This window comes from Paenibacillus sp. ALJ109b (assembly GCF_010747435.1).
GTDB classification, from domain to species: domain Bacteria; phylum Bacillota; class Bacilli; order Paenibacillales; family Paenibacillaceae; genus Paenibacillus; species Paenibacillus taichungensis.
On the sequence record NZ_JAAIFP010000017.1, the window covers coordinates 39,151 to 66,072 of the forward strand.

The 26,922-nt window shown below is 46.5% G+C and carries 22 protein-coding genes; 5 read left to right on the forward strand and 17 right to left on the reverse strand.

Features of this window, described 5'->3' with window-relative positions; translation table 11 throughout:
* Window positions 1-33: 33 nt before the first annotated feature.
* From phnE (G3352_RS17960) to G3352_RS17975, 4 genes are all read right to left on the reverse strand, one after another.
* The gene (gene phnE / locus G3352_RS17960) at window positions 34-840 is read right to left on the reverse strand and encodes a phosphonate ABC transporter, permease protein PhnE (protein WP_163758480.1); all 807 of its coding nucleotides are present in this window, start codon (window positions 838-840) and stop codon (window positions 34-36) included.
* Window positions 837-1,700: a phosphonate ABC transporter, permease protein PhnE gene (phnE, locus tag G3352_RS17965; RefSeq protein ID WP_163758483.1), complete on the reverse strand. Its 864-nt coding sequence runs from the start codon at window positions 1,698-1,700 to the stop codon at window positions 837-839. Before phnE (G3352_RS17965) ends, phnE (G3352_RS17960) begins: the two co-directional genes overlap by 4 nt.
* The gene (phnC, locus tag G3352_RS17970) at window positions 1,697-2,497 is read right to left on the reverse strand and encodes a phosphonate ABC transporter ATP-binding protein (RefSeq protein ID WP_063565947.1); all 801 of its coding nucleotides are present in this window, start codon (window positions 2,495-2,497) and stop codon (window positions 1,697-1,699) included. Before phnC ends, phnE (G3352_RS17965) begins: the two co-directional genes overlap by 4 nt.
* A gap of 173 nt (window positions 2,498-2,670) precedes the next feature.
* Window positions 2,671-3,621, reverse strand: a complete 951-nt coding sequence (locus tag G3352_RS17975) for a phosphate/phosphite/phosphonate ABC transporter substrate-binding protein (RefSeq protein ID WP_481856311.1) — start codon at window positions 3,619-3,621, stop codon at window positions 2,671-2,673.
* A gap of 285 nt (window positions 3,622-3,906) precedes the next feature.
* On the opposite strand from G3352_RS17975, the gene G3352_RS17980 reads away from it, so the two are divergent.
* The gene (locus tag G3352_RS17980) at window positions 3,907-5,544 is read left to right on the forward strand and encodes a bifunctional metallophosphatase/5'-nucleotidase (protein ID WP_163758486.1); all 1,638 of its coding nucleotides are present in this window, start codon (window positions 3,907-3,909) and stop codon (window positions 5,542-5,544) included.
* Between the two features lie 104 nt (window positions 5,545-5,648).
* Here the strand turns inward: G3352_RS17980 and G3352_RS17985 are convergent, their stop codons facing one another.
* Genes G3352_RS17985 through G3352_RS17995 form a run of 3 tightly spaced genes read right to left on the reverse strand, consistent with a single transcriptional unit; the run spans window position 5,649 to window position 8,255 of the window.
* On the reverse strand, window positions 5,649-6,659 hold the full coding sequence (locus G3352_RS17985; RefSeq protein WP_163758488.1) for a Gfo/Idh/MocA family protein: 1,011 nt from the start codon (window positions 6,657-6,659) through the stop codon (window positions 5,649-5,651).
* Between the two features lie 55 nt (window positions 6,660-6,714).
* Entirely contained in the window at window positions 6,715-7,563 is an 849-nt protein-coding gene (locus G3352_RS17990; RefSeq protein ID WP_163758490.1) for a sugar phosphate isomerase/epimerase family protein, read from the reverse strand.
* 50 nt (window positions 7,564-7,613) lie between these two features.
* On the reverse strand, window positions 7,614-8,255 hold the full coding sequence (locus G3352_RS17995; RefSeq protein ID WP_163758491.1) for a carbohydrate-binding family 9-like protein: 642 nt from the start codon (window positions 8,253-8,255) through the stop codon (window positions 7,614-7,616).
* A gap of 186 nt (window positions 8,256-8,441) precedes the next feature.
* Between G3352_RS17995 and G3352_RS18000 the strand changes: the two genes are divergently transcribed.
* Window positions 8,442-9,347, forward strand: a complete 906-nt coding sequence (locus G3352_RS18000; protein WP_163758493.1) for a helix-turn-helix transcriptional regulator — start codon at window positions 8,442-8,444, stop codon at window positions 9,345-9,347.
* Window positions 9,348-9,494: 147 nt separating this feature from the next.
* On the opposite strand, the gene G3352_RS18005 is transcribed toward G3352_RS18000, so the two are convergent.
* Entirely contained in the window at window positions 9,495-10,715 is a 1,221-nt protein-coding gene (locus G3352_RS18005) for a stalk domain-containing protein (protein WP_163758495.1), read from the reverse strand.
* Between the two features lie 351 nt (window positions 10,716-11,066).
* On the opposite strand from G3352_RS18005, the gene G3352_RS18010 reads away from it, so the two are divergent.
* Window positions 11,067-11,534, forward strand: coding sequence for a hypothetical protein (locus G3352_RS18010; RefSeq protein ID WP_163758497.1), 468 nt, complete (start codon window positions 11,067-11,069; stop codon window positions 11,532-11,534).
* Window positions 11,535-11,920: 386 nt separating this feature from the next.
* On the opposite strand, the gene G3352_RS18015 is transcribed toward G3352_RS18010, so the two are convergent.
* The 6 genes from G3352_RS18015 to G3352_RS18040 form a co-directional block, all read right to left on the reverse strand.
* Window positions 11,921-12,724: an undecaprenyl-diphosphate phosphatase gene (locus tag G3352_RS18015; RefSeq protein WP_163758499.1), complete on the reverse strand. Its 804-nt coding sequence runs from the start codon at window positions 12,722-12,724 to the stop codon at window positions 11,921-11,923.
* Between the two features lie 481 nt (window positions 12,725-13,205).
* A complete protein-coding gene (locus G3352_RS18020; RefSeq protein ID WP_163758501.1) occupies window positions 13,206-14,237 on the reverse strand; it encodes a LacI family DNA-binding transcriptional regulator in 1,032 nt (343 codons plus the stop codon).
* A 251-nt stretch (window positions 14,238-14,488) separates the two neighbouring features.
* Window positions 14,489-15,832: an ABC transporter substrate-binding protein gene (locus G3352_RS18025; protein WP_163758503.1), complete on the reverse strand. Its 1,344-nt coding sequence runs from the start codon at window positions 15,830-15,832 to the stop codon at window positions 14,489-14,491.
* Window positions 15,833-15,902: 70 nt separating this feature from the next.
* Window positions 15,903-16,736 (reverse strand): carbohydrate ABC transporter permease, encoded by an 834-nt coding sequence (locus tag G3352_RS18030; protein WP_163758505.1) that lies wholly within the window; start codon window positions 16,734-16,736, stop codon window positions 15,903-15,905.
* Between the two features lie 12 nt (window positions 16,737-16,748).
* Window positions 16,749-17,639, reverse strand: a complete 891-nt coding sequence (locus tag G3352_RS18035) for a carbohydrate ABC transporter permease (RefSeq protein ID WP_072735121.1) — start codon at window positions 17,637-17,639, stop codon at window positions 16,749-16,751.
* Window positions 17,640-17,650: 11 nt separating this feature from the next.
* A complete protein-coding gene (locus G3352_RS18040; protein ID WP_163758507.1) occupies window positions 17,651-18,751 on the reverse strand; it encodes a Gfo/Idh/MocA family protein in 1,101 nt (366 codons plus the stop codon).
* Between the two features lie 641 nt (window positions 18,752-19,392).
* On the opposite strand from G3352_RS18040, the gene G3352_RS18045 reads away from it, so the two are divergent.
* Window positions 19,393-21,384, forward strand: a complete 1,992-nt coding sequence (locus G3352_RS18045) for a DUF4832 domain-containing protein (protein WP_163758509.1) — start codon at window positions 19,393-19,395, stop codon at window positions 21,382-21,384.
* Between the two features lie 137 nt (window positions 21,385-21,521).
* Here the strand turns inward: G3352_RS18045 and G3352_RS18050 are convergent, their stop codons facing one another.
* A complete protein-coding gene (locus tag G3352_RS18050) occupies window positions 21,522-22,085 on the reverse strand; it encodes a TetR/AcrR family transcriptional regulator (protein ID WP_163758510.1) in 564 nt (187 codons plus the stop codon).
* 176 nt (window positions 22,086-22,261) lie between these two features.
* Here G3352_RS18050 and G3352_RS18055 point away from each other — a divergent pair, with 176 nt between their 5' ends.
* Window positions 22,262-23,278: an NADP-dependent oxidoreductase gene (locus tag G3352_RS18055; RefSeq protein WP_163758512.1), complete on the forward strand. Its 1,017-nt coding sequence runs from the start codon at window positions 22,262-22,264 to the stop codon at window positions 23,276-23,278.
* Window positions 23,279-23,337: 59 nt separating this feature from the next.
* Here the strand turns inward: G3352_RS18055 and G3352_RS18060 are convergent, their stop codons facing one another.
* On the reverse strand, window positions 23,338-25,179 hold the full coding sequence (locus G3352_RS18060) for an ABC transporter ATP-binding protein (RefSeq protein WP_163758514.1): 1,842 nt from the start codon (window positions 25,177-25,179) through the stop codon (window positions 23,338-23,340).
* Window positions 25,160-26,914 carry an ABC transporter ATP-binding protein gene (locus G3352_RS18065; RefSeq protein ID WP_163758516.1) on the reverse strand — a complete coding sequence of 585 codons (1,755 nt, stop codon included), beginning with the start codon at window positions 26,912-26,914 and terminating at the stop codon, window positions 25,160-25,162. The genes G3352_RS18060 and G3352_RS18065 overlap by 20 nt, the downstream gene beginning before the upstream one ends.
* Window positions 26,915-26,922 lie beyond the last annotated feature (8 nt).

Here is a 26,922-nt window from a genome sequence, read left to right on the forward strand (position 1 = left end):
TCTTTATTAGCAAACAATCTTACCTTTACTTCTCTACACCAGCTTCTTGCGAATGTATCCAGAGATCAGATCAATGATCGTGATCATCACGATAATCCCCAGCAAGATAATCCCTACTCGCGGCCAGTTCCGCGTACTAAGTGCAAAGATCAACGGTGTACCAATCCCCCCTGCCCCGATAACCCCCAGAATGGTTGCGGAACGCACATTAATCTCGAACCGATACAACGTGTAGTTAAGGAATCCAGGCAAAACCTGTGGCAGTACAGCAAACCACAGCTGCTGCATACGAGTCGCCCCGGAAGCGAGCAACGCTTCAGAAGGACCATAATCAATATTTTCCACTTCATCAGCGAACAGTTTACCAAGCATCCCGATGGAATGAAGTCCAAGGGCGAGTACACCCGCGAAGGAACCCGGGCCCACTGCCTTGATAAACAGCAAAGCCATAATAATCTCCGGGAACGTACGGATAAAGCTGAGCACCATTTTGCCCGTACCCGATACAGGACGGAAGCTGCTCATATTTCGGGCAGACCAGAATGCAAACGGGATACACAGTACAGCGGAAATAACGGTACCCAGCACTGAGATCGCCAGCGTATCCAGCAATCCTCGCAGCAAATCCTCACCCTCAGGCAGATAAACAAAGTCCCAATCCGGGGAGAAAATCCCGGCGACAATTGCCTTCATGATCTGACCAGCCGTTTCCTTCAATCCGGTAAACGGTACACCGGTAAGTGCCCAAGCGTACACAAGTATAAGCAAGATTACAATGACCCAGCGAAGCGGGTTCTTCCGTGGTTTGCGCCGGATTACGCTTGTTTCATTTTTCATCATAACAATTTCTCCCGCAGCTTAGTACTTACATAATCAATGATCAGAACAATGACAAGGGTAAACAGAATGATTACACTCGTTTTGTCATATTCCAGGAATCCAAGTGTTGCTTCATAATACAGTCCGATACCCCCAGCTCCAACCAATCCGAGAATCGCAGCGGCACGTACATTAATCTCAAATGCATACAGTACATAGGAAGTAAACTGGGCGGCCAGTTGCGGCACCACGCCATAAACAATCAGTTGAATCCGGTTCATGCCGACAGCCGTCATCGCTTCAAGCGGTCCCTGATCAATCGTTTCCAGCGTTTCGTAGGTCAGCTTGGCAATCAGTCCCACCGAGAAGACGGCGAGTGCCAATATACCAGGAATCGGTCCCAGTCCAAACACAGCAACGAACAGCGCCGCAAGCAGCAGGTCAGGCACGGTACGGATCAGGTTCAGTACAAAACGGGCTGGATAGTAGATCCAACGGCTAGGCATTAAGTTGCCTGCACAGATAATCGAGACCGGAATTGCGATGATCGCACCGATCGTTGTACCGATCAGAGCCATGCGGATCGTCTCCAGCATGCCCTGAACGATGTTGTCAAAGTAACTCCACCGTGGCGGGAACATCTCACGCAGCAAATCCAGCATGTTGGGCAAACCTTCAAACAGCTCACTGAAGCTGGCATCAGTCTGTCTCGCACTTGCCCACAAAAGCAGTAGAATGATAACTAGCGTGAGCAGATGTTTCGTACGCCCCGGTGGTTTGGGACGGTGGACAGCCGAGCCTGAACCTGTGCCAGGACGCTTTCCCTTTCCTGATTCATTCTGCAATGATCCATCTATCGATACGTTTACGGGTTGCTTCATACCAGAACTTCTCCCCGCTGTTCCTGTACAGCCTGTTTATCCAGCAGCTCGTCTGCCAGAATAGGTCTGCCATAAATTTCTGCAAAACGCTCATCCGTTGCTTCGGATACCGGACCATCAAACACCACTTCGCCGGCACGCAATCCAACAATACGGGTCGCATACTCTCTGGCTAGGTCAATAAAGTGAAGGTTAACGATCGTTGTAATACCGAGATCCTGGTTGATGCGTTTCAGATCATCCATTACCTGCTTCGTTGTTAGTGGATCGAGTGAAGCGACAGGCTCGTCTGCCAGAATGATTTTGGCTTCCTGTGCAAGTACTCGGGCTATAGCCACACGTTGCTGCTGCCCACCGGACAACTGATCTGCACGGGAATAGGCTTTTTCTGCGATATTTACCCGTTCCAGTGCTCCAAATGCGAGTTCTGTATCTTCTTTTGGAAAACGACCCAGAATGGTACGCATCGTGGAATGATATCCCACGCGTCCAGCAAGCACGTTACGAAGCACACTGGAACGTTTCACGAGATTGAAGCTCTGGAAGATCATGCCGATATCCCGGCGAATCATGCGAAGTGACTTGCCATGAGCTTTCGTGATCGACTTGCCATTAATCAAAATCTCACCGTCACTGATATCATGAAGTCGGTTAATGGAACGCAGAAGCGTCGATTTTCCCGCACCAGACAAACCAACGACGGCAATGAATTCTCCTTGTTTAAATTTCAGATTAATATTATTCAGGCCCTTAGTGCCGTTAGCATATGTTTTCGTTACATTGTGAAGCTCAATCATGGCAGTAATCCTTCTTTCATTAATATGGTATTTCGCAGGGGCACGCTGTAATGGGACAAGCCAGCGCAGCGTATGTCACGCTGAACTGGCCTGCCCGCTGATACGATGAAGTTATCCAATGAAAAGATAATCAATGCAAAGCGATCATTAACGATCTTTCTTTTGATAGAAAACTACTCGGTTTTTACTTTTTCGTTGTATTGACGAACAATATCAAACTTGCTGTCATCAGACTCTACATAACCTTCGTGTGTGTAGATTTCTTTGATAATTTCGTGACCTTGTGGATCTTTACCGATGTCGATGAACGCTTGTTTGATCTTCGCTGTCCAATCTGCATTCATGTCTGTACGTACTGCGATTGTATCGTTAGGAATTGGCTCAGTGAACGCCAGTACACGAGTATCTTCAAATACAGTCGGGTAGTCTTTCGCTACAGTGTTACGAGCATCTTGGAAAATTGCTGCAGCATCAACGTCGCCGTTCAGTACTGCCAATACGCCTTGGTCATGGCCTTTAACCGTGATTGGTTGTACATCTTTCAAAGGATCAAGACCTCTGTCGAGCAACAGGGCTGCCGGCCATACATAACCTGCGGAAGAAGTTACGTTCTGGTAAGCGATTTTTTTGCCTTTCAAATCCTCAACGGATTGGATCGGCGAGTCTTTTTTCACAATAATCATGGATTTATACGAATCTGCCAGTTCCTCAGTTGGAGCGCCAGTCTCATCATTTACACCAAAACGTTGTGCCTGAAGGATAACTTCAGCTGCGCCTTTTTCTTTGGCAAGTACATAAGCCGTCGGAGGCAGGAAACCTACGTCCACTTTATTGGAAGCCATTGCTTCAATAATTGTGTTGTAGTCTGTGGATACGCTGACCTTCACCGGGATACCCAATTTGTCACCCAGCAGCTTCTCGAGCGGTTTTGCTTTGGCTTCGAGTGTATCTGCATTTTGTGATGGAACGAATTGTACAGTCAGCTCAGTCGGCACATAACCTTCAGCGGCTTTGTCTGTCTCTGCCGTGTCAGTACTGGATGAATTCGAGCTCGTATTAGCCCCGTTAGCCGAACCTGTTGTACTACTGTTAGACCCACAAGCACTTAGAAACAGAACCAAAATCAACAATGGTAAAAATAAAGCAGACTTCTTCAAGCGAACACCCTCCAAAGAGTTTCTATTTTTCATTACTTGTCTACTATAGTCGTCAATTATTTGCGCGATGTGAAACGAAATTTGGAGTTTTGTAAAGTTTCCTGTCAGGCTGTCAGAGCAGCTTTGATCTGTTAGAATAGCCTCATTACGGTTGATAATACAAGTAGAAATGGTGAATTCCCTTGTACACTGCCGCTAGAATGACCTGTGATTTGATATGTTTAAACTTATATATTTAGAGGAGATTGTAAAATGACATCCATAACAACTACTGCAAACTTCGACATCATGGTAACCAGTGACCTTCATGGGGCCATTCGTCCCATACATTACAACACCAATGCATATCGCCCAGCCGGACTTGCTTTGCTTGCTTCGCTGATCCGGCATGAACGAGAGCGTTCACCCGAACTGCTGCTCGTGGATAACGGTGATCTGTTGCAGGGCTCCCCTTTGGCCTCGTATACTGCGTCCTTTGTTTCAGATCACGAAGTGCATCCCTTCATTAATGTTCTGAATGAACTTGGGTATGATGCAGCCGTGATGGGCAATCACGAATTCAACTACGGTCAGGACTTGCTGCGTAAAGCCGTTGAAGATTCCCATTTCCCTTGGCTATCTGCAAATATTGTTAATGAAGGAAAGCCTGACGAAGAGGTACCAGACACTGCACTTACTGGAGCAGGCATACCCGCCTTCGGTCCTCCCTATCTGATCAAAACCTTGTCTTCGGGTGTTAAAATTGCTTTGCTGGGCGCAACGACACACTATATTCCGAATTGGGAGCATCCGAAAAATATAGAAGGTTTACAGTTCCTTGACGCTTTGGAGACTATTCGTGCGTGGGTTGGTTATATTCGTGAACATGAACAGCCGGATGTGCTCGTCGTCAGTTATCACGGTGGTTTTGAAAGTGATCTGGAGACAGGTGAACCTGCTGAGCGGTTAACCGGGGAAAATCAGGCGTACGCCATCTGCCGTGACATTGAAGGAATTGACGTTCTTCTTACCGGACATCAACACCGTCAACTTACCGCTGAAATACATGGTGTGACCGTGGTTCAGCCTGGATTTAGTGGGAACGGTGCGGGTCATGTATCCATTGAGTTGGACCGGTTATCGAATGGAAAGTGGCAGATTGCAGGCAAACAGGCTCGCTTGTTGCTCTTGGATGAAAATAGTGATGTACAGCCCGATGCGGCTGTTATGAAACTGACGGACGAGTTAGAAGCAAAAGCACAGGCATGGCTGGACCAGCCGATTGGCGAGGTGGCCGGAGATTTATCCATCACCGATCCTGCCGCCTTGCGGCTCGCGGCGCATCCCTTCATTGCTTTTGTACATCAGGTGCAGATGGAAGCAACGGGAACTCAAATCTCCAATACCGCATTACTTAGCGAAGAAGCCCGTGGGTTCGGTTCCCTCATTACCGTCCGGGATGTGTTGTCTAACTTTATCTATCCCAATACACTAACGGTGCTGGAGCTTCGTGGTCAGGATATTCGGGATGCATTAGAGCAAACGGCGCGTTACTTTGAAGTGGAGGTATCAGGCAAAGTAGTCGTTAATCCTGCTTATATGCAGCCGAAACCACAGCATTATAATTACGACATGTGGGCGGGCGTCGAATATGAGCTGGATATCTCCAAACCTGTGGGAAGTCGTGTGGTGAAGCTGGAACGTGAGGGCATACCTGTTGCGATGGACGCGACGTATTCTGTCGTGATGAACAGTTATCGCGCGGCAGGTGGCGGTGATTATGCGATGTATACAGGCAAAAAGGTACTTCACGAAGGTGCCACGGATATGGCAGCACTGGTCGAGGATTATATTCGCAGACATCAACCACTTACAGTGAAGCAGGCGAATAACTGGCGAGTTGTTGGATAATGCGGAGTAACTACTCTAATTGAAGGAGTATAATCATTACCCTAAGTCGTAATATTTCAGAAATGCAAAGAGCAGAACCTGCATCACAGGTTCTGCTCTTTCTATTATAATGAAACCAATGCCCCACGCTCATCCGCCGAGCGCATCTCCGCTTCAATTAACTCAAGCGTGCCTGTTGCACTCTCCGGTGTACATACAGATACAGGCGCACCTGCTTGAACAGACTGGATAAAATATTTGAGTTGGTGATAATATCCCGAGTCGGGTGACAGCTCAGCGACGAAACCGGGAGCATCGTTCGGATTTACTTTCAGCTCACCATTCTCAAAGACCAGATTGCCCTGCTCCAAGTTAACCCGATACGTCATCGAGAAACCGTAGTCTCCCCCCAGCGTCCAGTCGGCTTGGGCATTCAGCACTTTTCCATCAGGGTATACATAATTGGTGGAGACGGTATCATAGCCACTTCCCGGAATGACGTTGCGAGCCAGCGTGGATACTTGATCCGGTTTGCCAAACACCCAGTGAATAATATCCGCATCATGGATGTGCATATCTAATATGCAGCCCCCGCTTTTCTCCCCATCCAAAAACCACTCTTGAGGCAAACCTGAACCCCTGAAGAAATAACCTGCGTTGACCGCTCCATAACGACCATCTTCTACTACGGATTTCAGATAGGCATAGGCTGGCCAGAAGCGTAAACATTGACCAATCATCAGTGTTTTTCCTGTCTCTTTGGCCGTCTGTGCCATCTTCCAGCCTTCCGCCGAATGGCGCGCAACCGGCTTCTCACACAGCACATGCAAGCCTTTCTCCAGCAAGGAACACGTTAGTTCAGCATGCAGTGGCGTAGGCAGCGTAATATCAATGATATCCAGTTCTTCTTGTTCCAGCATTGCGTCGATGTTGTCGTACAAACGATAAGGTGTGAGATCATATACCTCTTGCTCTGTCGCCATATTGCCGGCTGCTTTACCGTTCTTCAGTTCCTCTATTCTAAGATCGCAGATGGCTACCAATTCCACGGGTTCCCCTTCTGAGGCAAGGCGTACATAGTTATCAAAATGCATACGTCCCATAAACCCAAATCCGATCAATCCCACTTTCAACATGTTTTTACCTCCCATAAAAATAGATTTTATATCGTATAAACGTTGTTATCTGTACCTACTCCTGAGAACGTCCAAGAATGGCATCTATCGCTTTGGATGTATTGAATATGATCTGCTTCGAATGATGAGTGTAAGGCGGAATCATCTCGGCAGTCACGTAGTTGTCGTAACCTATGGCCTGTAACGCCTGCATCACCGCCGGATAATTCACATCTCCAGCCAGCAAATCCACAAATCCATGAAGTCCTCCCGCTTGACGACGGTAATCCTTGAAATGCACTTTCTTGATCCGGTGACCCAGAATGCGAACCCACTGCTCCGGGTAACCATTCTGTACGACATTGCCCACATCGAAATACGAACCTATATAATCTGAGCTAAAGGAATCAATAAAGGTACGCAGCTCTAGCGGTGACACCAGAAATTTGTTCCACACGTTCTCAATGCCAATCGATACTCCAGCACTTTCCGCATACGGCAGCAGATACGCAAGGGCTTCTTGCGCTCGTTCATAGGCAACTTCATAATCCGTTACTTCGCTGTCTGGAATAAAGTCCACACCCACCGCACCCGGAATGACCAGAATGGTATCCACACCAAATGCCGCGGCAAGCTCCAGCTGTTTTTTACACACATCCAGTGCTTTCGTACGGATCTCTGGACGAGCGCTCGTCATCGGGTAATCCCAGTACAATCCGGTTGCAAGTCCCGCGATTTCGAGTTCGGCCTCTTCGAGACGTCCCTGAATATCACGAACCTCCTGATCTGTGGCAGACAGACTCAGCTCGCCTTCTCCATTAAGCGAAAGTTCAATCCCCTCAAAGCCAGCTTGCTTCGCCGTCTGAATACAATCCGCAATAGAGGCGTCTCCTGGAAACGACCATATGTTAATCCCTTTTTTCATCCGTGTACCCTCCTTCAAAATATGAAAACCTGTTCTTCAGCATCGCATCGCTATCCTAATTGAAAATGACCAAACCGGGCAGGCAAATGAAAGTTTACAGCCCCCGTGGGCTGCCATGCCTGATACTCCCGATCTCCCTGCACATTCTCATCAATACGATAAACGTTGACCCTCCAGCATACGCCTTTAGTCAGGGGCGACTTAAAGTTACTAGCTGGAATATGGATCAAATACACTCGATGGCCCTGACGATCCACTTCTACAGCCGTTTGCAACCCCTCCAGCTGCCAGGTTACATCTGCCTTCAATTCGGAACCTTCGCTGTTATTGTGAATGAGTGCATCAAATATTACGTTGTGCGGACTGACCTCCAGTTCGATATAATTCCTGCCATCGCCCTGTTCATCAATGAATAGTTCAACCACATCCTGCTCATACAATGGCTGATCCCTTTCCGTGAAATCAGATACAACGTAATCATCCTGGCATACAAACCGAATATGCAAGTATTCGGGACTCCAGCCAAAACGGACTTCTGTGGATTGATGAGGTGGTCTGCCTGTTACCGTGTCCACCAGTTCCACTGGAACACATCGTTCCCAATCCGCAGTCGAGGGAAATCCACTCTGTGCAGCTGACCTAAGTGGTTCGCAGCAATAACTCGGGCTCCGTTCCACAGGGAGAGAGCGCATCTTAATCCTCTCCTTTTTAGCTTAATCCGTGATGTTGTCACTCTCGTAAGAACATGTGATAATACATATATTATAAATAAATTATCTGATCATTTATTTAGGAGATAAAGAGATTATTTGCACAATTCCGTTCAGTTTTAATTAAATCTGTTTGTGCCAATCTCAGTGAAAAAGGAGATGGAATTTATGTCTCTCCAACAAGGGGTATATCCTCTGCAACGAACCGTCACTTACAAGGACTGGTCTCCCAACGTACATTATGCTCAGTTCCAGAGTCTTCCTCCCGGTAAGCTGGCAAAGCGGCGTTTGTATGATTTTGAACTTCTGTACGTCTCTCAAGGTGAAGCTGCAACTTATATGAACGATAAACACCATATTTTGAAGGCGGGTCAGCTAATCTTGCTACCCGCCGGGGTTTATCATCAGAATGAGGTGGTTTCGAGCCCGGAAGCACGTTTCATTGGCATTCATTTCGATTTCTTCAACGAATTGACCATTCAGACCGAGGCAGATATGGTTGTTAATGAAGAGACTGTTCTGCACCATAAATTCGCAGTGGAAGCTTGCGCAGAGGGTATGACGCCGCTATCTATTAACCCCGTGTATACCCCTTCTCCAGCTGCCGTGCAGCTTATGGAGCAATTGGTACATGAATTTACGATGCGTCCACCGGGATATGAACTGGTATGCAAAGCCTTGATGTTGCAAATATTGACCCATCTGCTGCGTTCATCCTGGCGAAGTTCGTCACGCCATGATTCGGTACACGGAGAGAAGCTGCTCGAACTCATGAAACGTATAGAGGTTGCCCCATCCGACCCGTGGACCAATTCGGGCATCGCTAAACAATTGAACCTGAGTGTGGATCACATGGCCAAATTGTTCAAACAGATTGCGGGCATGCCTCCCAACGAATACATTCAATCCATCCGCCTGAGTGAGGCACGTAAGCTGCTGCGGGAAACCGATCATTCCATTGAGGCTGTGGGTGTACAAAGCGGTTACCCGGACATTCATTATTTCAGCCGTATGTTCCGCAAATATGAGGGCATTTCCCCCCGGGAATACCGGAAATTGTCCAGAATGTTATAAAAAAAGGAGCAGCCTGCCAATGTGCAGTCTACTCCATGCTTTTTGAACTAATGTTACCCGTTAGTTTAATGACGGTCTATACTTGTTTCGAAGCATGATAACTGAGTCCTTATCTTCAAATATTATTCTGTAATTCCATTATGCTGATTAATTTTTGAAAATCACGACCATATGCTTGCTTCCCATATATTCAAGGGAAGTGTTTAACTGCTCCGCCACAAAACGAACAGGAACGAACGCACTGCCGTTCTTCAGAAGTAGAGGAGCATCTTGCATCACCGTTTGCTGGTTTACTTTTACCTGCCTGTTCCCTACAGCCCAACGAATCGTTTTACCATCCTTCTGAATCGTTACCTCTTTGGTGCTCTGGTTCCAATTCACGGTTGCCCCAAGCTTCTCGGAGATGAAACGGATCGGCACATAGGTACGTCCCATCTGAATAAATGGCGCTGCGGTAATACGATAAGCACTTTCTCCCACATAAGCTGTCGTGCTGCCGATCACCAAGCGCTGTGTCTTACGCTGACCGCTAGGCAACTCATTTCCTGCCAGTTTCACAAATAATTTATATGTTTTCGATCCCTTGCTTAAATCTAAATAGTTATTTTGCAGCGCAAGTGGTTCAATGAATGCACCCGTATCATAATACGGAAAAAAACTACGTTGTTGGATCGGCTCTAAATCCCACACTCTATTGTTGTTCAAATAGAGGTAAGCCAAACTTTGAAGATTTCTCAACGGCTCCAAATCATAGATTTGGTTAGATGATAAATCCAGAGAAAGTAAGTTAGTTAATTTAGATAACGGAGTAAGATCTTTGATGTTATTATTCGCAGCATCGAGTCTCCAAAGATTAACCAATCCTGCTAGCGGCTTTAGATCTGTGATCTTGTTAGAACTTATGGACAACGTATTCAGATTAACTAGTCCCGCTAGCGCTGAAAGATCATTGAATTGGTTCCTAGATACCGATAAATCTGTCAACTTCGTTAACTTCCCAAGGGGCTTAATATCCTCAATTTGATTGCCACTCAAATCCAAAGTCGTCAAATTCACAGCATCGGATAGAGGTGAAATATCCTCAATTTGATTTCTGCTTAAAGAGAGCTTCGTCATATTGACTGCATACTCCAAACCCTGCAAACTCTTAATTCCTTTACCCGATAAAGGAACGTCGGTCAGTGACTCTAAATCCTCTTTTGTTAGGGATTCATCGTCGTTTTTATTCAATAATGACTTAATCGCTTGTTCTAGATTGAGATCCTCAAAAGCCAAAGGCTGTTGGTTAGACGCCTCCATGTAAGCCTGTCCTGGTAAGCCCAAACATAGGACAAAAATAATTAATAATCCAGCAAGGTATTTCTTCATTCTGACCATTCCTCTCTAATCACTGTATAATCTAGCCAATAGTTGCTTGAATTTAAGACGCAGTTTGCAAAGAAAAGTTGTATTGAAGAGTAATGTAAGTATTCTGCTCGTTAGTTGAACAGCCCATCAAGTTGATCGGCTGCTTTCTTTGTGTTATTGATTTATGACCCGTCTCGTAGTCGAATGGCAGCAAACAGTTTGGCTCCTTTATGCTCGCCATGAGTCGGGATTTTGCGTTGTTGTCCTTTCGGAAACCAGTTGTACTGCAAAGCCAAATAGACCCTTACCTTTTTAGTGAATATAATGTTGTAAAGTAGGAAAAAATTGTTGGTATAGAAGGGTGGGGATAATATGTTTAAAAAAATATTTTTAATAGCCTTTGCAGTGACTATAATTTCAGGAGTGGCATTAATATCCAATTCAAAAGCAGACACCTATCCAGAAATGGAAACCGTAAATAAGACAGTTGAGAATCCTGTTAACACTAATTTTTCAACAAATAACGTGAAATCCGTAGAATCCGAAGAATCAGTAAAAAACGTAGTATCCGTAGAATCAAAAATCGCAAAAGGGTATTATAGTCAACTATATACACCTCATGGCATGTTCGTGCGAGCAGATGAACAAAGTATCTTTAAGGAATCGGAGATAGCAAGAAATTTAGATCAAATCGGGCCTAATACGAATCAACTAATTTTTGAAGGCGAATTTTTTTTAAAAGTAGATGAAGCAGAATTTCTTAAAAATTATCCCAATTCGTTGCTCTTAAATGATGAAAACCCGACTGATACTGATGTTCCATCAAGTTCATCAAAATAGTAATTTCACTTCATAAAGAAGGAGCCATTGTTTTCGACAATGGCTCCTTCTTTTTTTATTTTGGAATTAGCGTGACTCCAGTGAAGTGAATGTTTCGACTTCCGGCCGCTGTTGTTCCCATATATTCACGGTAGAAATCCGGAGACAAAGGCGGACGCTATCGCACCAAACTTCTCCTCCGTCTCTCTTCCCTTATAAAATATTTTCAAGTTCACTATATAATTTAAAAACTTCGTTTCAGTCACGCCCATATCTATTTTCCTACGTTAACCTGCCTGTTAGTTGAATAAATACAGCCGACCATATTGATCGGCTGCGTTCTTGAATTTTATTGAGTAATTGTTTCCCGTTAGTTGAAATGAGAGTTTATAAATTATAGTTTACAGTTACAGTATGACGATTAAATAGAAAAGGGCTGCTAATGCAAAACGGTATAGAGCAAACCACTCCAATCGAAGTCGCTTGATCAGTCTAATAAACGTTACTACCGCAATCATAGCCACAAGAAAGGATGTCATAAAGCCAATTAACATTAGATACAAATCGTCTAAACTAAGTAAATCGCGGCTATCATATAAGTCCAACAAGGTAGCACCAAACATAACAGGTACAGAAATAATGAACGTAAAATCTGCGGCAGCTTTTTGGCTAGTACCGAGCAAAAGGCCACCTGAAATCGTCGAACCCGATCTCGAAAAACCTGGCCACAAAGCTAGACATTGGAATAAGCCAATCCCAAAAGCTTGTTTGTAACTAATCATATCAATTGTATCAACGCTGGTAGTTCTCTTACTCTGTGCTGCGATGATCATTAACAAACCACCAGCAACTAAACCAATTAAGACAGGTGTAGGGCCGAATAATTGACTTTTTATAGTGTCCTTTAGTAGAAGATATACGATTAATGCTGGTAACATAGCCAAAATCATATGTATTACGTTTAATCCTTTACTTTTTGAAAAATCCATTTTAATTAAGTTTGACCCAATCTCCATATACCTTTTCCAATAAAGAATTAGAACTGCCATCACTGCACCCAACTGTATAACAATTTTAAAGGTTATTGCCGCGTCTCCCTCAAAGTTAAGTAAATTGCCTGCTAAAATAAGATGTCCAGTAGACGATACTGGTAAGAATTCAGTTAAGCCTTCTATTATGCCAAGTATTATTGCTTTTATTACATCAGTCATTAGAAGATATCCCCTTTACGAAAATAAACTCGCTTAACAAGTTCAAGTATAAGAGTAAATGACTATATATTCCCATCGATTAGCATAACAATATTCATTTCAGTGTGACATTATTGTCACATCATTTAAATGATATACAGTTCATATTGATGTATCTTGTTAAACTAACCTGCCCGTTAGCTTAATGGAAAGAAAGCCGACTATTTAGCCTGCTGTATACTTGAATTATCATTCTGGGTTCTATTGGGGACTTACGACATACTTATACTTCCGGTTGTATTATAGAAAACATGAATACACCTTGATATCGCCAATATACGCACACTTATGGGTGAATAACTGATCCCTTTATGGGCTAAGTCACACAGTGGTGCACTGCCGTTTCAGCAAAAAAAGAGTTTCCTTCGTCCAGATCCGGACAAGGGAACTCTTTTGATAAAAGCTACTATATTTTAGGCACCTAGTTGATCTGATATAGGATTTACATTTCCTGCTTGCCATTGGAAGACTGCCGGAATATACAGCGGTACGGGACGATCATTTTGACAGCTACTTCATACTGATGATCCAGATAATCTAGCAGCTGTTTCACCGCGAACATACCCATCTCCAACTTGGGTACATGAATGGTCGACAACGGCGGAGAGGTGAATTCGGATATTTCAATATTATCTACCCCAAAAAAGGCGATATCCTCCGGAATACGGAGCCCCTGTTCGGTTGCAGCACGCATGGCGGCAATCGCCATCATATCACTGGCTGCAAAGATGGCTGTAGGTCTGTTCGCATTGTTGGTAAATGCCTGCTTGGTCAATTCATAACTCAGCGAAACATCCCATTTCACGTCGATCACCCAGTCATTATCAATAGATAATCCCGCATCCGTCATGGCACGGCGATAACCAAGAAACCGTTTTTCCTCCAGGAAATCATTCTTGAATTCTGCTCCGCCAATGTAGGCAATGATCCGATGACCTTGGGCAATCAGATGATTCGTTGCTTCCCTCGCTGCCTCTTCACGATCATAACCGACGACCGGAATGTCGGGGTCTGTAATATCCACACCCACAACAGTCCGTACATTAGCCTTGAGCCAGCGATAGGCTTCCGGATCAATCCGTTCCACCACAATCATGCCATCAATCTGATGTTCCTTCACCAGAGACTGCAGCTGCACGATATCCCCATCGTTTTCGATGCTGTACACAAATTCCAGACGCATGCCCGCTTCAGCAAGCTGCTTCTCAATCCCTTCCATAATGACTGAAAAATAAGGACTGTTGTATTTATTTTGAGGAATAGCCACCACACAGCCGATGGCATATGCCGTCTTGGGCTGGACCTTTTTCTTCTTGGCCGGACGCTGTGAACGATAACCCAGTTCCTCAGCGGTGTCCCATATTTTTTTGCGGGTTTCATCGCTGACCGATCGATTGACATCGTTCTTCATCACACGTGAAACGGTAGAGATCGATACACCAACGCGGTCTGCAATATCCTTCAATTTTGCCATGTGAAGTCCCCACCTTTCCTCTACCTATGTATTTAAACCCCATTCGTATTGGGGCAATTTCATCTCTGCAAACACAAATTTGCGGCAAATATAATTCTATATTTCTACTGGCCAGAAGTCAATGAAATGGTGCACTGGCGCAGTCTTTTATAAAATAATAGCGGCAGTCAGGGAGCTTGTTGTCCCCCATAACTGCCGCAATTTTAATCCTTTTTAAGAAAACGTATGAAGCTTTGCACCTCTTTATCTGCTTATTGCATCTTGGAGGCCAAATCCTTAAGCGCTGCGTTCAGATCACCATCTCCGGCAAGTGGAAGTTTGAGTGATTGCTCACCATACGTCCAGACCAGATCGGTTTTCTTGGTGGTAAAGGGAGATACAATGCCATACTGCTGCGCATCCAGGAAGATTTTATTATCTTCACCTACAGTGGCAATATAAGCATCCGCTGCGGCCTTGTTCGCCGGAATCGAGTATCCCTGCTTCGCCAGTTCTGTCTGCCCTTCCGGACCTGCTAGCCAAGCCAGCAGCTTGTAAGCCGCCTCTTCATGCTTTGTATTGGAGCTGATTGCAAGACCTGCTGGCTGAACAACGGTTTGGTTCGTTTTGAATTTCGGCAAATAGGAGATGCCGTAATCCACACCAGCCTCCTGGTAGTTGGTTGTATTCCAGCTGCCACCCGGATTCATCGCTACTTTGGATGTAGTAATCGCAAGGTTCACCTGTCCACCCAAACCTTCAATCTGTGCAGGTGTGGTGTTGATCTTTTTATTTTTGGTCAAGTCGATAAAATAGTTCAACACTTCCATCGCTTCAGGTGTCTCAAGCGCAAGGGAGCCATCGTCATTCACCAATTTCGCACCGTTGGACCACAATTCCGGCTCCAGGAACCAATCCATCGTTGATCCTGGTGAAATGGACAAGCCCCACTGCACAATGTTTCCGGCATCAAAACCCGCTTCGTCTGCGCTTTTCCCGTTCTTATCCAGCGTCAGCTTGGTTGCAATGTCGGTAATTTCATCCCACGTTGGCTCAAGCGACGGAACGGGAGCTTTATGAGGATTCGTGGCTTCATTCTCAAAAATCGCTTTGTTGTAATACCATACGATGACGTTGGCATCGATAGGCAAGGATACTTGTTTGCCTTGATATTGGTGAAGACCGAGCAGACTTTTGTCCACATTGTTCAGATCAAACTGATTTTCCGCGAGTAAGCCGTCCAATTCCTTGAAAATGCCCAGCTCGGCGTATTTCTCCACGTATGCATAACTCGTTTTGAACACGTCCGGAAGTGTGCCCCCAGCTGCATTCGCTGTTAGTCCATCCCAATAGCTGCCCCAATCCTTGCCTTCGAGTTTGACCTTAATATCGGTATTGGCCTTCATGAACTGATCCAACAGTTCCTGTGTACGATGAAGCTCTTCCGCCGTCCCCCACTGGGAGTATGTGATCGTTACAGGTTCACTCTGGCTGCTGCCGGAACCAGAAGAGTCGGCGTTTTCGGACGTTCCCCCATTTCCACATCCACTGATCACCACCATTGTAGCAAGTACAAGTGCCCATACATTGAATAGCCGTTTACTCTTCGCTCTCATATACACAGCTCCCCTTTAAGTCATATCAATAAGTCCTGTTCACCTGAAAACCGGAAAGCAGGCAGCCACTCTACCCTTTGGTGCCCGTAAGCACCACCCCCTCGACGATATAACGTTGTGCAAACAGATACAGTAGACCGATAGGTACAATACTGATAAATGCACCCGCAGCGAGCGCCGGTAAATCCTGGCTCGTCTGACCAATCAACAGCTGCAAGCCCACGCTCAGCGTGAACATTTCTGCGTTTTTGATATACAGGAACGGCCCCAGAAAATCGAGCCAGGAGTTCACAAAGGCAAAAATAATGGTCGTCATAATAATGGGTTTGGACAGCGGCATAATGACTCGTGCATATACCGTCCAGCGATTGCCGCCATCGAGATATGTAGCCTCGTCCAGCTCCTGGGGAATAGTCATGAAAAACTGTCGGAACAGGAAGATATAATAGGCACCTCCAAGCCAGGCTGGCACAATGAGCGGCAACCAGGTGTCAATCCAGTTCAGCTTGGAAAAAAGGACGTACGAGGGAATCATCATAATGGATGGAGGAATCATTAAGGTAACAAGTACAACCGGGAACAGAATATTCCGATACTTGGTTGCAAAACGGGAGAAGCCGTAAGCGACAAGTGAACTGGACACCACCGCTCCCGCTGCCACAAAAAAGGAAATGATAAATGAGTTCTGAATCCACTGCCACATCATCGGCTGCACAGCGAACAACCGTTCAAAGGCTTCCAGGCTGAATGTGTCTGGCAGGATGGCTGGAGGTACCTTGTAGGTTTCCGCTTTGGTTTTCAGCATGGTCGAGAGCATCCATACAAGAGGCCCTGCGAACAGCATTAATGCTACAATCAGCATGGTATATTGGGACGCTTTTACCGCTATTTTTCGGCTGTTCATGTAACTCTCCTCCTATCGTTCTCCCTCGTAATACACAAAGCGGTTCGATACTTTCATCAGGATCAGGGTGACAAGCGAGATCACGGCGAACAGGAAAATCGACTGCGTCATCGCCATGCTGAATTTCAGATCGGTAAAGGCCGACTTGTAAATATTGTAGACAAACGTATAAGCAGAGTAGTTCGGACCACCCTTGGATAACAGCAGCGCTTCCGTAAACATCTGAAAGTTATACATCGTCTGAATAATGATGACAAACAGAATGGAAGGACTGATCATCGGCAGTGTAATTTGGAAAAATCGGCGAATCCCGCTTGCACCGTCAATTGCAGCAGCTTCATACAAATGTCTGGGTACATTTTTCAGTGCAGCCAGGAAGATCAGAACCCCACTGCCCGAAATCCAGACCTGAAGCATGATGATGACTGGCTTGATCGTATGCTCCCCGCCAATCCAATCCACTTTGCCTATACCCAGCGCGCCAAGTCCGGCGTTCAGGATGCCGAATTCAGAGTTGAACACTAGCCGCCAGATAATAACCGTTGCCACAATAGGCACCAGTGTCGGTAAATAGAAGAAGGTGCGGAACAAGGCAATACCTTTGACATTAAAATTAAGCAGCATCGCCAGACCCAGCATACCCGCCGTTACGATCGGAACACCGAATACAACGAAAAACATCGTGTTCATCAAGCTTTTCAAGAAGATGGGATCATCCATCATGTGCGTAAAATTATCGATCCCGACAAAATTAAAGTTGGTCGCTCCCGGAAGTCTCGCATCCGTAAAGGCGTAGAAAACCGAAGTCCCGAAAGGAAATAGGAAAAAGGTGATAAATCCGATAATCCAAGGCAAAATGAAGAGAAAGAACAGCAGTGTGTCATATTTTCTCAACCTGTTCATGATGACACCCCTCAGCCTGAAATTTCTTCTAAATAGACGTACCGTTCTTCCAAAATAGATTTCTCTGCCGCCAGGGCAATAAGCAACGCGTTACGACCAACCTGAGCACTAGCAAAAGGCTGTCTGCCTTCCTGTACACATTTCAGAAAATCAATACGTTGGGTCTGTCCACCCGTGTGTCCACCCATAATGGAATCCGACGTCACATCAATCTCCAAATGGTCCTTCGTCCAGTCCTGCCCGCCAACGATATCAATCGTTTTGTCATTACGGGCCACCATCTGACCGCCGTTCTCTCCGATCAGGCCAATCTCAAGCCCTTCTCCCATCAGATTGCGCGGTTTCAGATACATGCACAGGCCCAGATTGGCCTTACTGCCATTATCATAATCAATGGTGATAAATGCATGGTCGACGATGGAGGTATCCGAAATTTCTTTCGTCGGATAGTGACTGTATGAATTCTGAATCCGATTGGGCTCTCCTTGCTTCATGACATGCTGGCCTCCAGAGGCAAACACACGGACTGGCTTCGCCTGGATCATCCAGTTGAAAATATCGAAGTGATGACAATCCTTCTCTACAATCGCGCCCCCAGACTTGGTCTTGTCATAGAACCAATCCGCAGGTGGGAACGGATCACGGAATTCCTTGCACCACATCAATTTCACATCACCAAGACGTCCGTTCTCCAATTCCTTCTCCATTCGGCGATACAGATTCGAATATCGATAAACCAATCCGATCTGCAATATCCGTCCCGAGGCTTCCGCAGCTTCTATAATGGCATCACAGTCCTCAATGGTATGGGCGACCGGTTTCTCCAGAAATACATGCTTGCCAGCTTCCAGAAAAGCGACAGCCACTTCGCGGTGCAAATAGTTCGGTACACTGATAACCACCGCATCCAAATCTTCCTTGGCAAGCAGTTCACGATAATCGCTAACTATTGTGGGATTACTGTTCTTAAGTTCAGCCAGCGTACGTGCCACATTGGCTTCATTCATATCACAGATATAACGAACCTCACTATCCTCGAGCAAATCAAAACCAATGCAATGATGTGACCCCATGTCTCCTACACCGATAAAAGCCATTTTTATCTTCCCCATGCTTACACTCTCCGTTGCTCGTAAATTTGCGGCAAATGCCATGAAGCCAATTCGATGTTAAGAAATCTAACAGGACTGTGACTATGTAACGATAGTAAAATAGTTTTAATCCCTTGTCAATTGATTTTGGCTAAATTTTTGATTATTTTGCGGCAATATATTTGCAGTGCATTTTACATACTACTAAATAGTATAACTCTTTATTCATCATAAATTAAGCGTTTACATTTTTATTGTATTATCATATACTTTAATTTGTATTTATTTTATTTGCGGCAAATATTATATTCAAGTTATGAATACTCATGTCCAAAATTCAATAAAACACGCCTATTTTCAATAGAAAACATAATAAATTCTGGAAAAATATCTGTTGTATCTCCTGTACCCATCCCCTATAATGCAATTTAGACACGGAATCCAAGAACCAAAAACACATTTTGTATTTGCCGCAAACCAAAATCTCATCTTTCAGTTGTTTATTTCCTGATTACTACCATGACTCTCACATAAAACGTTACTATTCTGCTACTTCATGCGGATCAGAAAGGAGTTGAGCTCTCCTAACTCTCCCCTCATAACGAAATTCGGGGTGGGCAGAACGAGGTATCATTCAAAATCCATTATTCAGGAGGTATACCATGACAAGATTATTTGATAAAAGCAAGCGGAGCCTTGGATTGTTTTTGGCTTTTGTCCTCATGATTACCCTGCTATTGCCTGCGGGAGCCTTACCCAAAGCCTCTGCTGCAACCATCACCATTGATGGCAATGTCAGCGACTGGAGCAGCGTTAGTGCTCTCACCACCAATAGCGGCACTGCCCAAACGCTCAAGGTGACCAATGATGGAACCAACCTCTATCTGCTTATTCAAGGCTCTGGTCTGAGTACAACGATGGGCAACTTCTGGATCAATACCGATAACAATACTTCAACCGGCTACCAGGCAGCGGGCTGGGGAGCTACAGGTGTGGAATGGCTGCTTGAAAATACGGGGTTATACCGCTATGGCGGCAGCGGAACCGACTGGGTCTGGAACTTCAACAGCACGTTGACCAGCTCCCAATTCTACCGCGGCTCCACCGTCATTGAGGTCGCTATTCCTCTCTCTACACTGCAAATCAGTGCTGGTAGCACAGTGCGAGTCGGGTATATCGACAACAGCTCGGATACATCGAGATTGCCCGCGTCTGGACAAACACTGCCCGCTTACCTTCTGACCTCGGCCGGATCGGGTGGTGGTACGGGGAACAATACCGTAGTGAATCCCGTAGAGCTGGACAGCCCACTCAACAATCCATTCAAAGGCTGGGCGCCTTCGGCCAAGAGCACAACATATGCACAGCCACACAGGCTCGTATATGCCGGCGTAACTTGGAAGGAGCTGGAGTCTACCAAAGGCACATATGATTTTAGTGCAATTGAAGCCGCCAACAATTTTGCCTACTGGAAAAGTAAAGGGGTCAAAGTGGTGTTTCGCTTCATTCTGGACAGCCCGACAGGACAGGCTCACAGGGATATTCCCGACTGGCTCTACAATGACATGATTGCCCGTGGAGAATCACCTGGAACCATTTATAACGATACAACCGGAGGCATGGGTACCGGCAACAACATGGGCTTCTCTCCCAACTACAACTCCACCTATCTGCAAGAACGGCACAAATTAGCCATCGAAGCCATTGCGGCAAGGTACAACACGAATGATCGTCCGGTCGCCTTTGTCCAGATCGGTTCCCTCGGGCACTGGGGCGAGTTCCATACATGGCCTTATGTCGGACCAAATGGTGAAACCAATTACACAGGCGCTTTCCCTACCAATGACATCTCGAACAAGTATGTTCAGCATTATATTGATGCCTTTGCTGGCAAAGAGGACAAAATGCAGGTTCTGATCCGGCGCAGTATCGCCCTCGCCAAAACCAATAATAAAGGCATGGTCATGGGCATGTTCAACGATGTGTTTGGGCATAAAGACAGCTTCGATGCGGATTGGGGCTGGTACACAGGCACCCAGAATGGCTATTGGGATGACATCGGCCAACAGCAGCCAGCACATGCGAACTTCTGGGAGACACGTATCTCAGGCGGCGAATTTTACGGGGGAGCTTCCGGCATGCTTGCGGCATTAACCACCGGTAGTGGATTTACGGAAACGTTACGTCAGACGGAGCTTAGTAAACCAAGCTGGCTGGGACCGAATTCCCCTGCCTCGCTTCCTCTGAATCATGCCTTACAGGCCAATATTGATGCACTCAAGAAACGAATGGGTTACCACTTTGTAGTGAAGGAAATTTCGCATCCATCCACCATTAGCGGAAGCACGTTTACAACAACGATTAAAGTGGAGAATAAAGGCGTACAGCACTTCCCGTTTGCCTGGCCAGTTGAAATTCAACTGCGCAGCGGCAATACCGTGGTCGCCAAGAAAACAACAACCGTTAATCTGACCACGTGGAAAACGGGTACCTACACCCTGACCGATTCCATTCCGGTCTCCGGTCTTGCTGCCGGAACCTATGATATCGCGATTGCGATCATTGACCCGGAAACGAATAAACCTGGCGTAGACTTTGCCAATACAAATAAATTGACCGACGGCTCGTTCAAACTGAGCAGTGTAACGAAGTAATTTCAAATTACTTCGACTAGTGAAAATGCAAAGAGCAGGAATAGGGGCACTATGCTCTCATTCCTGCTCTTTCTTTTTTTGGATGATAACTATCTATCAACTGAACACAACAATTAGTAAACCCCAGCAGGTCTCCCCTATACGTGAGGCACAGGTGTCATTTGATTGCGTTCCATCAGAATCCATAATTCATCAACCAATTCTTCTGCGGAGTACGGTTCGGCTGAGGTAATCCACCATTCAATCATGCCAGCCAGCGCGGAAGCAAGGAATTGAAGCATGATCTCTTTGTTCCTTCCCTGATTGATGCCACTCATGTCGATTTGTTTATCCAGTCCTCTCAACAGAGCAGCCTGCAAGCGAGTTCGAAATTCCGGGACACTTTGATCAGCCAACACTGCACCATAGAATAGGGCATGTTCTTTCAGATACCGAAAACTGTGCAGCAGAGCTTCTTTGGAAGGAAATATGCCAGTGACTCCGCAGAAGAGACTGCTCTCGATCAGTTCCACCAAATGGGATTTTATACACTGATCCAACAAATCAAACTTGTCCATAAAATGCAAATAAACCGTTCCGCGACTTACATTGGCTCGCTCTGCAATTTGATTAATCGTAATTTGCTCGAAATTTTTTTCGGACAGCAGTTGAATAAAGGCCTCTATAATCGATTCACGTGATTTTTGTATTCTTCTGTCCATACTTACTCCTTTTATTATCGGATCTGAGATTGTACAAAACAGTGGATTGTGTTCAATATTATACACATTCTACTGTTTTAACAATTGTCATCCAATCCCATGATAAGTACGATCATTATATTGAACGGCTGGGAACAAATCAACTGACAGCCAGCAGTACCGAATGGAGGACTATGATGAAAGCAGTAGTGATAGAAAAATATGGAGGCTCGGAGGTTTTTGCAGAGCAAGAGCGCGATATACCACATATTAGTGATACACAGGTGCTCGTGGAGATGAAGGCGACCACAGTATCTTCAGCGGATCAACTGATTAGGACCGGAACATTCAGGCATTTCATGCCCACCCAATTCCCTTATGTTCTTGGAGTCGATATAACTGGAATCGTCGTGGCCACAGGGAAAAAGGTTACTCGTGTACAAACCGGGGATCGCGTTATTGCGGTGTCTCGTACAGGAGGTGGTTACGCTGAACATGTCGCTGTGGAAGAATCCGATCTTGCTGTGATAACGCAGTCCCTTTCCGATGCAGAAGCTGCTTCGGTCTCTGCGTCCGGCATGACGGCCTGGCAAGCCTTATTTCACTATGGCAAACTGCAGCCGGGACAGCGTATTCTGATCCACGCCGGTGCAGGTGGTGTAGGACACATCGCCATACAATTAGCCAAACAACACGGCGCTTATGTGATCACCACGGCTCGGGCCCATAACCATTCATTTGTTCTTCAGCTCGGTGCCGACGAAGTGATTGATTATACAACAACCGACTTCGCTGAGTCTTTGAGTCCTGTTGATGTCGTGCTGGATATGGTTCGTGATCCGGTTGTCGATAAAGTCACGGGAATTGGAGCAACAGAACTGAAAAACTACAGCATATTAAAGAATAATGGAACGTTCATTTCCCTTGTAAATCCGGCGATTGCGAAGCAACCTCCCATCCGTGGAATTGATGCCCAATTTGCCTTGATCAGCCCCAATGTCAACGACTGGGAAGCGTTTACCCAATGGATTCAGACGCATAAGCTCGATATACATGTAGACAACGTATTCCCCTTTACCCGCCAAGGTGTAGCCGAAGCTCATAAATATTACGACACCCGGAATATGAGAGGCAAAATAGTCATTCAGAGGGATGTTATAACAGATAATCGATCTTCGATAGTTGCTCAAGAAACTGGAATGTCCCACTTGTAGCAGCAAAAAGAGCAAGTACTCGAACACTTTCAAGGTTCAGTTACTTGCTCTTTTTTATTCTATTGCGCCTTATTCCGCAGCTGACTGTAATACAGTTCGCTGTAGAAGCCACCTTGTTCCAGCAATGCGTCATGCGAACCCTGCTCCAGGAGCTGACCATCCTTCAGCACAAGAATGCGATCGGCTTGGCGGATCGTGTTCAGCCTGTGGGCGATGACAAAGCTGGTGCGGCCTTGCATTAGGCGCTGCAGCCCTTCCTGGATTTTGATCTCCGTGACGGTATCGATACTGCTGGTCGCCTCATCCAATACAAGGATGGACGGATCAGCCAGAATTGCCCGGGCAATCGCAAGCAGCTGCTTCTGTCCCTGACTGATGCCACTTCCGTCGGCCTGAAGCACTTTATCGTACCCATCCTTCATCCGTATGATGAACGAATGAGCATTCGCCAACCTTGAAGCGGCTTCCACCTCTTCGTCTGTCGCATCCAGGCGGCCGAATCGGATATTTTCACGAATCGTGCCCTGGAACAGGAATGAATCTTGAAGAACAAATGCCATGTGTGAGCGCAAATTCTCGCGCCGAATGGTCGTAATGTCACGTCCATCCACCGTTAGCGTACCGGCTGTAGGATCATAGAAGCGGGATAACAGCTGAATCAATGTTGTTTTCCCTGCCCCGGTCGGACCTACCAGAGCAATCATCTCGCCCGGCTTGGCTTCAAAGTTAATTTCATGCAAAATATTGCGTCCTTCATCGTATCCAAAGGATACCTTGTCGAAGCGAACGGCCCCCTCCACCTTGTCCAGAGATACTGCTGCACCTTCATCCTTCGCTTCCTCATCCTCATCCAATACCTCGAACACGCGCTCCGCACCAGCAATCGCAGACAACAACGTGTTCCACTGGTTGGCCAGATCGTTGAGCGGACGGGTAAACTGACGGGCATATTCTACGAAGATGATAATCACGCCGACTGTAACGGAACCTTGAATTGCCAAGATCCCGCCGATGCCTGCGACAATCGCAAAGCTCAGGTTGTTCAGGCCATTCATCAGCTTTGGAATAAACCCGGAGATGGTCTGCGCCCAGAAACCGGACAACCGGATCTTCGTATTTCGTTCCTCAAACCCGCGAATCACCCGCTCTTCCTGCGAGAACGCCTTGATAATCTTCTGTCCGGACAATGTTTCCTCAATGTAACCATTGAGTTCTCCGAGATTACGCTGACGTTGTTTGAACAACGGCCCTGTTCTACGGGTAATCCAGCGCATGCCAATGGCCATCAGCGGTACCACGATAAATGTAAGCAAGGTCAGAAGCGGACTTAACCAGAGCATCACGCCAAACGTTCCGATCAGTGTTAACACACTGGAGAAAATCTGGATGGCCGAGCTGTTCAGCGTACCGCTGACATTCTCAATGTCGTTGGTAACCCGGCTCATGATCTCTCCCTGCTGACGCTTGCCGAAGAATGGAATCGGCAGTTTGTGCAGATGGGAGAACAGATCATACCGCATGCGGAACACGGTCTCCTGTGCAATTTCAATCATCCATATATTTTGCAGCCATGACGACAAGGAAAAGAGAACATAGACTGCCACCAGACCCAATAAAAATGTCGTCCAACTGGAACTCGTTGCTTCTCCATCAATGAATTTATCCACAGCTACACCGACCATATAAGGTCCAAGCAAAGCGAGCGCAGAACTGGCAAATACCATCAGCAGCACCATCGTCAGCTTGACCTTGCGACGGGCCAGATACGCCCAGATTCGGCCTAACGTACCGGACCAGTTCTTCGCCCGTGCCTTCGGCTTACGACCACCACCTGCCTTCAGCGTCTCGGGATCAATCGGCGGTGGGGGCTGACGGAAAGGTTCAATGAATGCTTTGAACATGTGGTGTACCCTCCCCGTATTGTGATTCATAGATTCGGCGATACAGTTCAGATGTATCCATCAGATCCTCATGTTTCCCCTGTCCAATCAGACGCCCGTCGTCCAACAACAGAATCAGATCGGCTGAGGTGGTTGAACTGATCTTCTGCGTGATGATAAACGTTGTACACGATAACTCTTCCAGTGCACCCAGCAGCCTTGCTTCCGTGGCTACATCGAGAGCACTTGTACTGTCATCCAAAATCAAGATGCTTGGACGACGAATCAATGCACGGGCAATCGAGAGCCGCTGCTTCTGTCCACCCGACAGATTGACTCCTCGCTGACCGAGCTGTGTATCGTAGCCATTCGGCAGCTTCTCAATGGTCTCGTGAATCTGTGCACGCCACGCTGCTTCCTTAATCTCTTCGAGCGTTGCGTCCTCCCGGCCCCAGGCAATGTTATCCCGTACCGATCCGGTAAAGAGGACCACTTCCTGCGGCACATAACCGATAGCTCCGCGCAATGTGGCAATGTCCAACCGTTCTGCATCATTACCGTCTATACGAACCTCGCCTTGATCTTCGGTATAGAGCCTTGGAATGAGCTGTACCAGCGAGGATTTACCCGAGCCTGTCGCTCCCATGATGGCGATACGCTCGCCTCGTTTGGCTGAGAACGTAATATCTTCCAGCACGGTAATTTCACTGCCCGGATAACTGAATCCTACACCACGAAAATCAACTGCACCTTGGATAACAGGATTCCCTTTCCCAGTTTGCGCAGAACGATCTGTATTCAATGTTTGCGAAACTTCTTCCGTGTCAAAAACTTCGTTAAGCCGCTGTGCCGAAGCACTCGCTCTGGAGAAGGTCACCAGAATCCAGGACAGCGCAGACATGGCGCCAATGGTGCGAAGCAGATAGTTAATGACTGCGACGACTTCACCCACGGTTGCACTTCCGGTAGTGATATCACGTCGTCCAAACCATAGTACGGCGATGATACAACCATTCATCATGAGCAGCATGAATGGCATCGTCGTCTCCGTCAAGCGCAGCGCGGAGATCGTGCCCTTCATCAGCTTGCCGCTATATCCGGCAAAGCGTTCAATCTCGTGGCCCATCCGGACGAAGACACGGATCAGCCGAATGCCTGTCAGATTTTCCTGGATGACTCCGTTGACGGCATCCAGTCTGCGCTGCACATTGCGGAACAGCAGCGCTGCCTTTTTGATCATCCAGATGACAAACACGAGCAGTACAGGCACCATCACAACGAGCAGTAGACCCAGCTTCGGATTCACCACGACCGCCATAATCATGCTCCCAATCACCACCAGCGGCACACGCGTCATGAAACGCAGACTCATAAATACCGTATCCTGCACCTGTGTCACGTCCCCGGTCAATCGGGTAATCAGGGATGATGTGGCAAAACGGTTAAACACCGCATAAGAGAACGCTTGCACTTTATCATACAGCTTCTCCCGCAGATCGTAACCGAAGCCAAGACTCGCATGTGACGCAAAAAATGAACTCGCAATACCCGCGGCAAACGCCACGACGGCACTGCCCACAAGCACCCCACCCCATAGCCAAACCACTGACAGATCTCCTTGCTGGATACCGTTATCAATGATCTTCGAGATCAAATAGGGTTGAGCCAATTCGACCGTCAATTCAATCAGCATCATGACCAGTGCTGCGATGGCAGCGACTCGATACTTCTTCAAGTAGTACAACAGCTTGATCATAACCATTC